We start from the raw sequence: 13,941 nt of genomic DNA on the forward strand, positions 1-13,941 counted from the left end.
GCCCGGTACACGCGGTAGGATGGCCGGGTGGACACACGTGCGAGTGGATGATGGCAAGCAGCGGTTCGGACAATGGCAACTTTCAGGACAAGGCGCGCCAGTACTGGGCGGCTTGGGGAGAGGCCATGCGTCACAGCCAGGCCGGCGCCGCTGCGCAACCGCCTCCGCCCGCAGGTGGCGATGCGCCGCAGGACTGGCGCAAGGCGGTGGACTGGTGGTCGCAGCTGTTGCCCACCCAGGCCGCGCCGCAGGCGCAGGAGGCCATCGACCGCTTCAGGACCCAGGCCGGCGACTGGTTCGGCACCATGCAGCAGGTCGCCGCGCAGTTTGCCGGGCGCGATACCTCGGCCACTGAGGTCTCCGATGCCTGGCGGCGTGCCGTGCAAGGGCAGGGCGAGCAACTGATGCAGTGGACCCTGGGCTCGCTGCGCGGTGGCAGCCCCGGCGGCTTCGATCCCTGGTTGCAGCAGGCGGCGCAGGCCTTGGGCAAGTGGCGGGAGGAAAACGCGCCATGGCTGGACATGCCCGCCTTCGGGCTGAACCGCAATCACCAGGCGCGCCTGCAGAAACTGGCACGCGCGCAACAGGAGTTCCAGGCCCAATCGCAAGCCTACGCGGAGCAGTTGAAGGCGGCGATCGAACAGGCCTTCGCTCGCTTCACCAGCAAGCTGGGCGAACACGAAAGCAGCGGCAGCCAGCTGACCAGCGCACGTGCCCTGTTCGATCTATGGATCGAAGCGGCCGAAGAGTCCTACGCCGACATCGCGCTGTCGGACCAGTTCCGCGAGGTCTACGGCGGTTTTGCCAACGCGCATATGCGTCTGCGCGCCGCGCTGCAGGAAGAGGTGGAGCAGCTCAGCGAACGCTTCGGCATGCCCACGCGTTCGGAAATGGATGCCGCACATCGCCGCATCGCCGAACTGGAGCGAACGGTGCGGCGGATGCTGCGCAGCACGACCAGCGCATCGGGCAAGGCGGGAGCGCCTGACGAACCGGAGGTCGCGCCGGTGAAGCCGGCGCCGACCCCGCGCAAGGCGGCATCTTCCGCAGCTGCGGCGCGCAAGCCGGCAGCCGCCGCCAAGCCGGCCAAACCTGCGGCCGCCAAGCCGGCCTCCAGGGCTGGCGCCGGCAAAGCCGCAGACAAACCCGCTGCCGGCAAATCGCGTGGAGCCAGCGCATGAAAGGGCCGTTGGGATTCAGTGCCGAAGATCTGATGCAGGAGACGCTGTCGCTGCAACGCAAGCTGCGCGAAGGTCTCAAGCTGCTGCCCGGCGTGGAGGATGTCGACTACGGCGTCACCGAACGCGAGGAAGTCTGGCGCGACGGCAAGGTGGTGCTGTATCGCTTCGTCGGCGAACAGGCACCGGTGGCCACGACGCCGCTGCTGATCGTGTATGCATTGGTCAATCGCCCGTACATGGTCGACCTGCAGGCCGATCGCTCGCTGGTCAAGGGCTTGCTGAGCCATGGCCAGGACGTCTATGTGCTGGACTGGGGCTACCCGGATCGCTCCGAGCGCTATCTCACGCTGGAAGACTATCTGTTGCGCTACATCGACGGCGCAGTGGATCACCTGCGCGCGCACGCCGGGGTGGACGCGGTGGACGTGCTCGGCATCTGCCAGGGCGGCACGTTCTCGCTGTGCTACGCCGCGTTGCAACGGCACAAGGTGCGCAACCTGATCACCATGGTCACCCCGGTGGATTTCCATACCCCCGACAACATGCTGTCCAACTGGGCGCGCATGGTCGATGTGGATCTGTTCGTGGACACCATGGGCAACGTGCCTGCGGATCTGATGAACGCCAGCTACCTGATGCTCAAGCCGTTCCGGCTCAACCTGCAGAAGTATGTCGGCCTGCTCGACATCCTCGACGACAAGCAGGCGCTGGAAGATTTCCTGCGCATGGAAAAGTGGATCTTCGACTCGCCCGACCTGGCCGGCGAGGCATTCCGCGAATTTGTCACGCTGTTCTACCAGCGCAACGGACTGGTCACCGGGCAGGTCCGAATCGGCGGGCAGGCGGTCGATCTGCAGGATGTCGACATGCCGGTGCTGAACATCTACGCCGAACACGATCACCTCGTTCCGCCGGATGCCTCGCGCGCCTTGCGCAGCCTGGTGGGCAGCGAGGATTACAGCGAGCTGAGTTTTCGTGGCGGCCATATCGGCATCTATGTCTCCGGACGTGCGCAGCGCGAGGTGCCGGTGGCCATCCATCGCTGGCTGCAGGCGCGCGACAGCAGCGCCTGATATCTGCAAGGGCAACGCCGGTCGGCGCGCGGCGCCGGTGCCCATCACGGTCTGCTGCCGTCGGGCTTTCTAGACTGGCCGTCACGTTTCCAGGAAGCTGCCCATGGCCACTACCGCACTGTCCCGTTCCCTCAACGATCGCATGATCGCCGGCGTCGTCGGCGGTATCGCGCGTCGCTTCGGTTGGAGTTCCACGCTGCTGCGCGTGCTGTTCGTCATCGTGTCGATCGCCTCGGCGGCGTTTCCCGGCATCCTGGTCTATCTGATCCTGTGGCTGCTGATTCCCAACCAGGCAGACTGACCCGGTTGCGGCATGGGCCGGCTGCGTTGCTGGCCCTGGGCGCGCTATGGACGCTGCCCAATACCGCACTGGGTCTGGCGATCGGTGCGCTCGGAAGCTGCTTTGGCGCACGCCCGCGCTGGTCGCGGCAGGAACTGGCCATCGTCTTCGATCGCTGGCCCTGGGGACCGGGTGGGGCGATGACGCTGGGCAATGTGATCCTGCTCAAGGGCCAGTCGCTGGACCTGCACTGCAGCACCTACGCGCATGCGGCCGGCCGCTGCACGCATCCGCCTGTACGGCTGGGCGACCATGAGCGCGCCCACGTCTATCAATACATGCTGCTCGGCCCGCTGTTCCTGCCGGTGTATCTGTTCTGCGGCGGCATCCACGTGCGCAACCCACTGGAACGGGCGGCCGATGCCTACGCTCTGCATGGCCGCGGCTGGTGGCCGTGGTGGCCTTGCATGCGGCGTTGAACCGCAGCGGTTCAGCCAGGCCGGCCGTCGCTGCCTGTCAGGTGAGGCGATGGGAATGGGGCAAGGGAACGGAGATAGCCACCGCTGGTGAAGCCGCAGTGAGGCGAGGGCGGCATTGGCGCCGTCACCAAACCGCAAACAGCCGGCGTTAACGTGCGTGGAAAGCTCCTCACGACGCGCTGGGTATGCTCGCGTCCCTAACGTAGCAACTGCAACAAAGAAGGTGTGGTATGTCGATTGTCCTGTACGTCGGTGGCAGCAAAGATGGCGACAAGGGCGTGGTGCCTTACGGGTTCAGCAAGTCGCGTGCGATGACCGATGCTGGCCCGGAGGTGTACGTGGAGCGCATGGTGCCCCTGAAAGACATGGGCAAGGTGCGGGTGATGGCGCTGGAATCGCTGCACGAGAGCATCCTGGTCGAACGCGCCGCCAGCCATTACGCGCACCGCGCCAGCTGAGCGCGGCGGCACTGGTTTACCACGGCGCTGTCAACGGGTTTCCGTGGCGGGCGCGCACTGCGAAAATGCATTTTTTCAGTGAAGCGGTTCACCCCGCGCCGTCATGCACGATAGCCAGCTTGCCCAGCAGATCGCTCGCACCATCGCCGATGAGATCGGTGCCCAACCCGCCCAGGCGCGTGCCGCCATCGCCCTGCTGGACGAAGGCGCCAGCGTCCCCTTCATCGCCCGCTACCGCAAGGAAGTCACCGGCGGGCTGGACGATACGCAGCTGCGTAACCTGGAAACGCGCCTGACCTACCTGCGCGAGCTGGAAGACCGCCGCGCCGCCATCCTGTCCAGCATCGACGAACAGGGCAAGCTCAGCGACGAACTGCGCAACGAGATCGCCGCCGCCGACACCAAGTCGCGGCTGGAAGATCTCTATCTGCCCTACAAGCCCAAGCGCCGCACCCGCGCGCAGATCGCACGCGAGGCCGGGCTGGAACCGCTGGCCGACGGGTTGCTGGCCGACCCGACCCAGGCACCGGAGGTGGCTGCAGCGGCGTTCATCGACGCCGAGAAGGGCGTGGCCGATATCAAGGCAGCGCTGGAAGGTGCCCGCGCCATCCTGATGGAGCGCTGGGGCGAAGATGCCGCACTGGTTGGCGAGCTGCGCAGCTGGTTGAACGACAACGGCGTCATCCGCGCGCGCGTGGCCGAGGGCAAGGAAGAGGCCGGTGCCAAGTACCGCGATTACTTCGACCATGCCGAATCGCTGGCGAAGATTCCCTCGCACCGCCTGCTGGCGTTATTCCGCGCACGGCGCGAGGAATTCCTGCATCTGGACCTGGACCCGGGCACCGACGCCGAGGCGGGGCATCAGTACGCCGAAGGCCGGGTGGCGCGCAATGCCGGCGTTTCCAACGACGGCCGCCCGGCCGATCGCTGGTTGCTGGACGCCTGCCAGCTGACTTGGCGCGCCAAGCTGCACATGCACCTGCTGCTGGACCTGTTCAATCAGGCGCGCGAAAAGGCCGAAGCCGAAGCGATCGCGGTGTTCGGCGACAACCTCAAGGACCTGATGCTGGCGGCCCCGGCCGGCCCGCGCGTGGTGCTGGGCCTGGACCCGGGTATCCGCACCGGCTGCAAGATCGCCGTGGTCGATGCCACCGGCAAGCTGGTGGCCACCGAGACGATCTACCCGCATGAGCCCAAGCGGCAGTGGGACCAATCGTTGCAGACCATCAAAAAGCTGTGCATGCAGCACAACGTGGAGCTGATCGCGATCGGAAACGGCACCGCCAGCCGCGAGACCGACAAGCTGGCCGGCGAGGCGATCGCATTGTGCGAGGGTGCCAATCTGCAGAAGATCGTGGTCAGCGAAGCGGGCGCATCGGTGTATTCGGCGTCCGAATTCGCCGCCAAGGAATTCCCCAACCTGGATGTGTCGCTGCGCGGCGCGGTGTCGATCGCGCGGCGCCTGCAGGACCCGCTGGCCGAACTGGTCAAGATCGAACCCAAGGCAATCGGGGTGGGCCAGTACCAGCACGACGTGGATCAGTACCGCCTGGCCAAGGCGCTGGATGCGCGCGTGGAAGACTGCGTCAACGCAGTGGGCGTGTACGTCAATACCGCCTCGGCGGCGCTGCTGTCGCGCGTGTCCGGGCTGTCCAGCACGGTGGCCGAAAACATCGTGCGCCATCGCGACGACAACGGCCCGTTCAAACGCCGCAAGGACCTGCTCAAGGTGCCACGCCTGGGCGACAAGACCTTCGAACAATGCGCCGGCTTCCTGCGCATCGCCGATGGCGAGGAGCCGCTGGATGTCTCGGCGGTACACCCGGAAGCGTATCCGGTGGTCGAGCGCATCGTCGCCAGCACCGGCAAGCCGATCAAGGCCTTGCTGGGCGATGGCAGCTTCCTGCGCGGACTCAAGCCGGAGCTGTTCACCGACGAACAGTTCGGCGTGCCGACCGTGCGCGACATTCTCAAGGAGCTGGAAAAGCCCGGCCGCGACCCGCGCCCGGAATTCAAGGCCGCGCAGTTCGCCGAGGGCATCGAGGACATCAAGCACCTCAAGCCTGGCATGATTCTGGAAGGCGTGGTCAGCAACGTTGCCGCCTTCGGCGCGTTCGTCGATATCGGCGTGCATCAGGATGGCCTGGTGCACATCTCCGCGCTGTCGGACACCTTCGTCAAGGATCCGCGCGATGTGGTCAAGGCCGGCGACATCGTCAAGGTCAAGGTGCTGGAAGTGGATGTGGCGCGCAAGCGCATCGCCTTGACCCGGCGCCTGTCCGACACGCCGCCAGCGGCCGATGGCAGCGCGCCCTCGCGCGATGCGCGTGGCAGTGGCGGACCGGGGCAGGGCCGTCGCGACGGTGGTGGTGGGCGTGGACCGGCGCAGGGCAACAGCAAGCCGCGCACCACCGCTCCCCCGGCCGATAACGCGCTGGCCGCCGCATTCGCCCGCGCCAAGCGCAGCTGAGTCAGGCTGCCTTGCGTGGCGGCTGGCTTGAAGTGATTGGGTAGCAACGTTGCGGATCAGTTGCAGAGCGGCTGATGTGCGACGTGACTGCAGGGCTCTTGCCCGCCACCCTCGCTGGACACGGCGCAAGTACGTCCTTGCAGGCGCTGATGCGGCATCCATGCCGCCCAAGGTTCCGCGACGGTAAGCGGGTAAGGATCGGTCGAGTCGGTCGATGCGCATGGCTTTCGATAAAACCGCCAGCAAACGCTCTGGCGCGGCGCCCTTACCGCTTGCGGGACCGTTGGCGGCATGGATGCCGCCATCGAGCTTCCATGGACGCATTCACGGCGGGTCCCGCAAGCGGTGAAGGCGCCGCGCCCTCGATGACCTGAGCTTTTGACTACATCCAACAAGCGACGCCACGCCCCGAATCCAATCGTGCGGACGCGGCCTGGAATCCAATCCGGCTGCAATTGACGCGTGCCTGGATGTCAGACCGTTCGCTTCTGCAGGAAATTCTGCATGTGCGAGCTGGTCGTTGGCATTCTTCCCGCTCCTGTCTTATCGGCGCTACCGGGCGATTTCACGCCGCTCCATGCACCGCGCGCGTCGGCACCACCAGGCGTTCGATCAGATCGACCAGGCCAGGCGGCTCCACCGGTTTGCCCATGTGCGCATCGAAGCCGGCCACCACCGCGCGGTCGCGGTCTTCCTCGCGCACGTAGGCCGTCAGGGCGATTGCCGGGATATGCCGCGGCAGCTCGCCGCCACCGGCCCGCACGGTGCGGATCAGATCGTAGCCATCGCGCACCGGCATCGCGATGTCGCTGACCAGCACGTCGAAGGGAGCCTCGGCCAGGCACTGCTCGGCCGCCTCCACCGAGCCGGCGGCCTGTACCTGCGCACCGGCCAGCATCAGGAACTGCATCACCGCCTCGCGCGAATCCTGGTCGTCGTCGACCAACAACACGCGTACGCGGTCCAGGCGCCCGTGGCAGTCGGGCGGGAGTGGGCCCACCTGGGTCGTGTCGGCCGATGGCGGGCGCAGTCCACTGACACCGTGCTGGAACGGCAGCACGATGGTGAACAACGCCCCCCGGCCCTCGCCGGCGCTCGATGCGCCCAGGCTGCCGCCATGCAGGTCCACCAGCTGGCGCGAGATCGACAAGCCCAGCCCAAGGCCGCCGACGCGGCGCGTGGTGCCGGCATCGGCCTGCCGGAACCGGTCGAAGACATGCGGCAGAAACTCCGGCGCGATGCCGATGCCGGTGTCCTGCACGCATAGTCGCAGGCGCCCATCTTCCACATCCAGGCCCACCCGCACAGTGCCGCCCGGGGCAGTGAACTTGAGTGCATTGCTGAGCAGGTTGCTGAGCACCTGCTGCAGACGTCCGGCATCGCCGAAGAACCACAGCTCGCTGTCGATGGGTGCATCCAGTTCCAGCGCGATGTCGCGGGCGAGCGCGGCCGGTTGCATCAGGTCCAGCGTGCTGCGGGCCAGGCCGGCGATGTCGAAGTGCTCGGCCTGCAGGCGGATCTTGCCGGACAAGATCGCGCTCATGTCCAGCAGGTCGTCGATGATCTGCGTCTGCGCACGCGCGCTGCGCTCGATGATCACCAGGCCCTTGCCCAGCGTGTCCGCTTCGAAGCTAGGCGACTGCATCAGCCGCGACCAACCCAGGATGGCATTGAGCGGCGTACGCAATTCGTGGCTGAGCGTGGCCAGGAATTCGTCCTTGACCCGGCTGGCATGTTCGGCCTGGTTGCGCGCGGCGGTTTCGGCCTGCAGCGACAGCTTGAGCTTGGCGTCGACGCGGGTCCGCTCGATCACGATCCCGGCCAGGTGCGATGCGGAGCGTGCCATCGCCTGTTCGCGCAGCGAGGGCAGGTGGGTGCGGTCGTAATAGATGTTGAGCGTGCCCAGTACCTGGCCATTGCTGGCCAGGATCGGCGTCACGCAGCACGCCACGATGCCCAGTGCCGCCGACACCGCATGATGGCGGCTGAAGCTCGGCTCGGCCTGGATGTCGGTGCAGATGATTTGCCGCCCGATGTGCGCGGCGCGTGCGCAGGGCGGGCCGTCCGATGCGATCGGCACCGGTTCGAACTGGCCGTGGTACTCCAGCGGAAAATGCGGTGCCGACCCGAAGCTCAGGGTATGGCGAATCTCATCCAGCACCATCACCGAGCAGTACAGGGGGATCTCGCCGCGCGCTTCCACGCTCAGTGCAATCGCGTCCAGCACCACCGGCAGCGGTGCGCCGGTGGTGATCAGGCTCAGGATCGCGCGGTCGGAGGCGGTGGCATCTTCGATGTGCTTGCGTTCGGAGATATCGGTGAGCGAGCCGATATGCCCGAGAAAGCGCCCATCGCTGGAAAAATGCGGCGAGGCGGTGTCGATGCACCAGCGGTACTGGCCGTCGTGGCGGCGCACGCGGTATTCGGCCAGGAATTCGCCACGCCGTTCCAGCGCCTGTTCGAAGGCCAGCCGTACGCGCCCGGCGTCGTCCGGGTGCATCACGTCCCACCAGCCCTGGTCCAGCGCCTGGTCCTCGCCCTGGCCGGTGAAGTGGTACCAGCGCGGGTTCCAGTACACGCACGCGCCTTGCGCATCGGCCATCCAGATCATCGCCGGCACCGTCTCGCACAGCGCGCGGAAGCGGATTTCGCTCTCGCGCAGTTGCTGCTCGAACATGCGGCGATCATGGATGTCGGTATAGGTGCCGATCCACTCGGCAATGCAGCCATCCTCGCCACGTACCGGCAATGCGCGGATCAGATGCCAGCGCGCTTGGCCATCGTGACGCAGCAACTCGCATTCCATCTCGTACGCCTGCTCACGCTGCAACGCCGTGGTCCAGGTCTCGCCCGACAGCTGCAAGCCCGCACTGGTGTGGGCCCGATGCCAGGCCGCCTCCTGGTTGTCGGCCGGATCCAGGCCGGTGTACTCGTACCAGCGCTGGTTGAAATAGTGCGGCCGGCCATCGGGTCCGGCAATGAAGATGATCTGCGGCAGCGTGTCGGCCAGGCGCCGCAGGCGCGCTTCGTTGGCCGCCAACTGCTGTTGCGCCTTGGCGCGTTGCATCGATTCCCAGCAGCGCGCCGCTACCAGCCGGACCAGTTCGATTTCGGTGGACAGCCAACGTCGTGGGGCGCGCTGGTGCACGCCGATGGCCGCCACCAGACGGCCATGCTTGTGCAACGGAATCGCCAGCGACGCGCGCAGGCCCGAGCAACGATACTGCTCGACCACGTAGTCCGGCGCGCCAGGTGCCTTGGCATCGGTGGTGAACCACGGGCGATTGTCCAGCAGCGCATCGCGCAGGCCTTGCGCCGCTTCCAGCGGAAAGTCGCCTTGCAGGCTGGGCATGTCCTGCACATGGTCGCTGATGACATGCATGGTGCTGCCGTCGGCGGCCGCCAGCCCGAAGGCACAGCGGTTGGCCTGCAGATGCTCGCCCAGCAGACGCACGCTGGTATCGATGATCTGGCGCGGGTCGGAGACATTCTGCAAGGCGTCTTCGAGCATCAGCAGGAAGCTGTCGCGGCTCTCGCTGCGCCGCTGCGCGGTGACATCGAAGCCATGCACCAGGATCGCATCGATCCGGCCATCGCTGTCGCGCATCGGTTGATAGAGGAAGTCGACGAAGGTTTCATCCAGCGCGCTGCCGGGCGAGCGCTGCAGATAGGCTGTCATCGATTCGCCGATGAAAGGCCGCCCGCTGCGACGCACCTCGTCGAGCAGGCCGAGGTAGCCCTGGTCGGCGATTTCCGGCATGGCATCCAGCAGTGCGCGGCCCAGTAACGGCCGCTCGCCGACCAGGTCGTGGAAGCGTTGGTTGACGCTTTCGATGACGTAGTCCGGCCCACGCAGCACCGCCATGAACGCTGGCGATTGGTCGAGTGCCGATGATGCGGCGGGTGCCGCGATGGTGGGGCGGGGCGGATCGATGCCGGCCGCAGATCCGGCGGCCACATACAGCGTGCCCACCTGCTGACCGTTCTCCAGCACCGGGCTGCTCGACCATGTCGACAGCTGCAGGCCCCCGGATGCGTCGCTCGGCAGGTCGCCGATTGTCAGCTCGGCAAGCGGCTGGCCGAACGCAACCGGATGCCGTGCCCCCAGGTGCGCAATGCAGGCATCGTTGTAGATGCAGCAGGCGTGATTGCCCCAGGTCAGCAGCATCGGATGGCGTGCGTGCAGGCAGACCGACAGCGTGGTGCGCAAGGCGACACTGCCGCGCAACAGCGGATCTGCGGCGCAGGGAGATGCCAGCAGCAAGCTTGCAGTTTCGCTCGTTTCCGGTAACAGGCCGGCAAACGGCGACACGGCAATATCCATCCAGCATTCCGCCCGTGGCTTTTCGATGTCTGATTCTAGTGACAACGCGTCCGCTGGCAAACGCAGCTGCCTTCCCGCCGGAAAGGCAGCCGGGCCGCGGCCCGCCAACTCAACTGTCGGCGCCGCTCAACTGCCGCGCGCGCGACAGCGCATTGACCAGTTCTTCGGACAGGTAAGGCTTGGTCAGGATCACGCCGCGTTCGAAGCCGGCGGGGATGCTGCCGGTGGCCACGCCCGTGGCCAGCACGAACGGGATGCCGCGCTCGGCCAGCAGGCGGGCTACCGGTTCGCTGGTCTCCCCATTGCCGAGGCGATAGTCCAGCACCGCGATATCCGGCGCATCGGCCTGGATCAGCTGCAGGGCATCCTGGACTTGCCCGACCGGGCCCACCACCGCCGCACCGATGTGGGAGAGCTGCAATTCGAGCAACATGGCATTCATGTCATCGTTTTCGACCACGAGCACCCGAACTCCACGCAACACCGACATTGCTTACTCCTTCACCAAGTCAGCCAGTATATCGAGCCTGCTCAGCCGCAGCGCTGCTGACGCCGCTCGCACCTGAATTCGTCAGGCGCGTGGCAACACTGTTCGTTTCATTCGCGAGCCGCTATACTGCGCGGCCACGCCGAAGTGGCGGAATCGGTAGACGCAGCGGACTCAAAATCCGCCGCCCTTAAAAGCGTGTGGGTTCGAGTCCCACCTTCGGCACCAGATACTGCAGTAACAGCAAAAGCCCTTCCGGCAACGCCGGAGGGGCTTTTTGCTTCAGGTCGGCCGACAAGGCGTAGCGAGCGGCCGCCTGGCGGCCGCGCAGTAGGCTTGTAAGCTGCTCGCAGCCGCTCTTGTGCATGCACGGGCGAGGATGCGGTGCCCACGGATGGATCCAGCGTCATGCGGGAGAACCTTGTGCTCGGCTGCAGCGTGCGCCTGATCGAGCGCTTATCGACACCGCGGACATCACGGTCGCGTAGTCTCCGGCGCGAACCGCGCAAATCGCGCAGATGTGTCGGTGTTGCCAGGTGGCATCGGTGCGCGATGCGATCCACCGCTCTCGTGCGCTGGATCGCGCAAGGGCACTGGCGTGTGCGCGCAGGTGACGCAGCAGGTGCTGCCAACGCGTGGGTCGGTTGCGCGCGTGCGAACGCGGCAACGGCATTGAATCGTCGAGATCGTGTGCGTGTCGGATGACGCTGCAGGCACGCAACCATCACGGCCGGTGCGTACCTTGAAGCTCCCCCTTCAGGCCGGTGCTCACGATGGACTTCGATGCTTCCCAGCAACTGCGCATTCTGCGCAACATCCACGATACCCAACCCGTGACGGATGAAGAGGCCAACTGGGCGGTGCGCGCCGGGTATGCCGCACAGGCCGAGGATGGCGATATCGACCTGACGCATGAAGGTCGCAAGGCGCTGGATGACGGACAGGCGTAACGAATCCTGCTGTCTGCGCAGGTGGCTTGCATGGTCCGCCGCGGATGCCTGCGATCCGGCTGATTGGCACATCGCGCATCCGGCGCATGTGCTCCGTGCGAGCGGTAAAACGCGCAAGCAGGATTCTTGAGAGGCGTGGATAAAAAAAGCCCCGGCAGTGCCGGGGCTTTGGATGATTGGCGTCCCCACGGGGATTCGAACCCCGGTGTCCACCGTGAAAGGGTGGTGTCCTAGGCCTCTAGACGATGGGGACGCGTATCAAAACCTCGTTGTCCAATCCAGACGGCCTAATGTCTGAAGTGGTGGAGCCAGGCGGGATCGAACCGCCGACCTCCTGCATGCCATGCAGGCGCTCTCCCAGCTGAGCTATGGCCCCGCGTTGCTGCGAGCCGGAAATCATAGCGACCCAAATCATCTTTGGGAAGGGGTCTTCGAAAAAATTTGCTGCAGCCGCGATTGCGGCGCAACCGGTGCTCGTCGAAGTGCGTGTTATCTCGCATTCCTTCGGCGCGCCGATCGCATCAGCGTTATCGCAGTCAAGTGCAAGGCCATCGAAGCTGCGCGTCGGTGGCGGGTTGTCATTGCTGCACCGTCGGCCTTGCTGCAGGTCCGTGCAATCTGTGTGTGTGCTATCGCGATGGTGTTGCGTGCGATCTCGCTTGCAGCGTAGTGGAGAGATGCGAGCGAGATCGATGGCGTCGCCGCGAGCGTGTTGCCTAGTGCGCTGCGGACGCCGGGCAGGTGGTATTGCCGTCGGTGACGTACTGCGTGGCGACCACTGATCTTGCGCCTCGATGAGGCGAGCCAACCGGATTGTCGTCACGCGTCGATGTGCGCGCTTCATTGCGGGCGAGGAGGAATTTTTCGACGCATAAAAAAAGCCCCGGCAGTGCCGGGGCTTTGGATGATTGGCGTCCCCACGGGGATTCGAACCCCGGTGTCCACCGTGAAAGGGTGGTGTCCTAGGCCTCTAGACGATGGGGACGCGTATCAAAACCTCGTTGTCCAATCCAGACGGCCTAATGTCTGAAGTGGTGGAGCCAGGCGGGATCGAACCGCCGACCTCCTGCATGCCATGCAGGCGCTCTCCCAGCTGAGCTATGGCCCCACGAAACTCAGAACGAAATGATAGCGGCCTGTTAATGTTCGCGCAAGCGCTTTTTCATTCCGATTGAGACGACGCCGGCGTGCGCGTCGAGCGCGCACATTACTTGACGCCGTGCAGGTCGCGCAGCTGCGTCGGCCGCGCGCCGAAATAGGCAGCCAGATCGGCAATGTCCTGATCGCTCAGCGCGGTCGCCTGCGCCGTCATCAAGGGGTGCTGACGGTCTCCGCTGCGATACGCCTGCAAGGCATGCGCAAGATAGTCGCCGTACTGCCCGCCGAGTTTGGGATAGCTGGGGTCGATCGGGGCATTGCCGTCTGCGCCATGGCAGTCCACGCAGCTCTGGCCGGTGGCCTTGCCCTTGGCATGCGCGAGCTTGTCGCCGGCGTCTGCACGACCGGTAGGCAATCCGGCCGAGGAACTGGAACCGTGTTCGCCGCTGGCATGGCCGGCATCGCCAGCGGAATGATCGGGAGATTCGACCTGGGATTGGGAGCAGGCCGCCATTGCGAGGGCAGCGACCAGGGCGATGGCTAGACGCGGAGCGTACAGGGCGTTCGGCATGTGGGCGCTTATTTGAGAGTGGACAGGAAGGCGGAGATGTCGGCGATGTCCTGCTCGGAGAAACTCTGCGCCTGCGCCTGCATGGTCGGATGCTTGCGCTTGCCCTGGCGGTATTCGGTCAGCGCCTGGGTCAGGTACTGGCTGGACTGGCCCCCGATCTTGGGCACGCGATAACTGGGGTAGGCGTTCTTGTAGCCGGTGACGCCGTGGCAGCCCTGGCAGGTGTAGGCAAGCAGACGGCCATTGGCCGGGTTGCCGCTCGGTGCGGCAGGCGCCGCTGCGGCAGTGGCTGGCGCTGCCGTGGTGGTGGCAGGCGTCGGCGTGGCCGGTGTTGCAGGCGTGACTGACGGTGTCGCTGCTGCGCCCCCAAACGGCAGGAAGACGACCAGAGCGAGACAAGCGGCGAGCGGCTGCGGGCGCATGGTTTCGTATCCGGAAGACTGATTGAGCGTCCGCACGTTGGGGGCGTGACGGAACCGGACCGAGTATGCCTGCGATTTGGCGCGGCGCAAACCGGGTGAATACGCGAAGTTGAACAGACCATGACCTTTGGCGCATTGGCGACATGTG

10 protein-coding genes, 5 tRNA genes and 2 pseudogenes are annotated in these 13,941 nt (G+C 65.7%); 8 read left to right on the forward strand and 9 right to left on the reverse strand.

Going from position 1 to position 13,941, the window contains the following annotated elements; translation table 11 throughout:
• Window positions 1–47: 47 nt before the first annotated feature.
• The 6 genes from phaE to XcodCFBP4690_RS15355 all read left to right on the forward strand — a co-directional run bounded on the left by phaE (window position 48) and on the right by XcodCFBP4690_RS15355 (window position 5,941).
• Window positions 48–1,181: a class III poly(R)-hydroxyalkanoic acid synthase subunit PhaE gene (phaE, locus tag XcodCFBP4690_RS15330; RefSeq protein WP_146091916.1), complete on the forward strand. Its 1,134-nt coding sequence runs from the start codon at window positions 48–50 to the stop codon at window positions 1,179–1,181.
• Complete coding sequence (locus XcodCFBP4690_RS15335) at window positions 1,178–2,254, forward strand: class III poly(R)-hydroxyalkanoic acid synthase subunit PhaC (RefSeq protein WP_104542144.1); 1,077 nt, start codon at window positions 1,178–1,180, stop codon at window positions 2,252–2,254. Before phaE ends, XcodCFBP4690_RS15335 begins: the two co-directional genes overlap by 4 nt.
• 103 nt (window positions 2,255–2,357) lie before the next feature.
• Entirely contained in the window at window positions 2,358–2,555 is a 198-nt protein-coding gene (locus XcodCFBP4690_RS15340) for a PspC domain-containing protein (protein ID WP_029219975.1), read from the forward strand.
• A complete protein-coding gene (locus tag XcodCFBP4690_RS15345; RefSeq protein WP_104542146.1) occupies window positions 2,525–3,013 on the forward strand; it encodes a hypothetical protein in 489 nt (162 codons plus the stop codon). The genes XcodCFBP4690_RS15340 and XcodCFBP4690_RS15345 overlap by 31 nt, the downstream gene beginning before the upstream one ends.
• Window positions 3,014–3,243: 230 nt before the next feature.
• Complete coding sequence (locus XcodCFBP4690_RS15350) at window positions 3,244–3,471, forward strand: hypothetical protein (protein ID WP_029219973.1); 228 nt, start codon at window positions 3,244–3,246, stop codon at window positions 3,469–3,471.
• Between the two features lie 103 nt (window positions 3,472–3,574).
• Window positions 3,575–5,941, forward strand: a complete 2,367-nt coding sequence (locus tag XcodCFBP4690_RS15355) for a Tex family protein (RefSeq protein ID WP_104542148.1) — start codon at window positions 3,575–3,577, stop codon at window positions 5,939–5,941.
• Window positions 5,942–6,506: 565 nt separating this feature from the next.
• Here the strand turns inward: XcodCFBP4690_RS15355 and XcodCFBP4690_RS15360 are convergent.
• The 3 genes and pseudogenes from XcodCFBP4690_RS15360 to XcodCFBP4690_RS15365 form a co-directional block, all read right to left on the reverse strand.
• Window positions 6,507–9,497 (reverse strand): annotated as a pseudogene (locus tag XcodCFBP4690_RS15360) (PAS domain S-box protein); the annotation flags it as partial.
• Window positions 9,492–10,265 (reverse strand): annotated as a pseudogene (locus XcodCFBP4690_RS23450) (PAS domain-containing protein); the annotation flags it as partial. The pseudogenes XcodCFBP4690_RS23450 and XcodCFBP4690_RS15360, both read right to left, overlap by 6 nt.
• A gap of 109 nt (window positions 10,266–10,374) precedes the next feature.
• Entirely contained in the window at window positions 10,375–10,755 is a 381-nt protein-coding gene (locus XcodCFBP4690_RS15365) for a response regulator (protein WP_167394649.1), read from the reverse strand.
• Window positions 10,756–10,893: 138 nt separating this feature from the next.
• Between XcodCFBP4690_RS15365 and XcodCFBP4690_RS15370 the strand changes: the two genes are divergently transcribed.
• Both XcodCFBP4690_RS15370 and XcodCFBP4690_RS15375 read left to right on the forward strand, forming a co-directional pair.
• Window positions 10,894–10,980: transfer RNA gene (locus XcodCFBP4690_RS15370), tRNA-Leu, on the forward strand.
• 545 nt (window positions 10,981–11,525) lie between these two features.
• A complete protein-coding gene (locus XcodCFBP4690_RS15375; RefSeq protein ID WP_104542152.1) occupies window positions 11,526–11,702 on the forward strand; it encodes a hypothetical protein in 177 nt (58 codons plus the stop codon).
• Between the two features lie 177 nt (window positions 11,703–11,879).
• Here XcodCFBP4690_RS15375 and XcodCFBP4690_RS15380 read toward each other — a convergent pair.
• From XcodCFBP4690_RS15380 to XcodCFBP4690_RS15410, 6 genes are all read right to left on the reverse strand, one after another.
• Window positions 11,880–11,955 (reverse strand) — tRNA-Glu (locus tag XcodCFBP4690_RS15380).
• 47 nt (window positions 11,956–12,002) lie between these two features.
• Window positions 12,003–12,078, reverse strand: a tRNA-Ala gene (locus tag XcodCFBP4690_RS15385).
• Between the two features lie 533 nt (window positions 12,079–12,611).
• A tRNA-Glu gene (locus XcodCFBP4690_RS15395) sits at window positions 12,612–12,687 on the reverse strand.
• 47 nt (window positions 12,688–12,734) lie between these two features.
• Window positions 12,735–12,810, reverse strand: a tRNA-Ala gene (locus XcodCFBP4690_RS15400).
• A gap of 99 nt (window positions 12,811–12,909) precedes the next feature.
• Window positions 12,910–13,371: a c-type cytochrome gene (locus tag XcodCFBP4690_RS15405; RefSeq protein WP_167394650.1), complete on the reverse strand. Its 462-nt coding sequence runs from the start codon at window positions 13,369–13,371 to the stop codon at window positions 12,910–12,912.
• Between the two features lie 8 nt (window positions 13,372–13,379).
• Entirely contained in the window at window positions 13,380–13,793 is a 414-nt protein-coding gene (locus XcodCFBP4690_RS15410) for a c-type cytochrome (RefSeq protein WP_104542158.1), read from the reverse strand.
• Window positions 13,794–13,941: the final 148 nt, after the last annotated feature.

It is taken from the genome of Xanthomonas codiaei, assembly GCF_002939785.1.
GTDB lineage: Bacteria > Pseudomonadota > Gammaproteobacteria > Xanthomonadales > Xanthomonadaceae > Xanthomonas > Xanthomonas codiaei.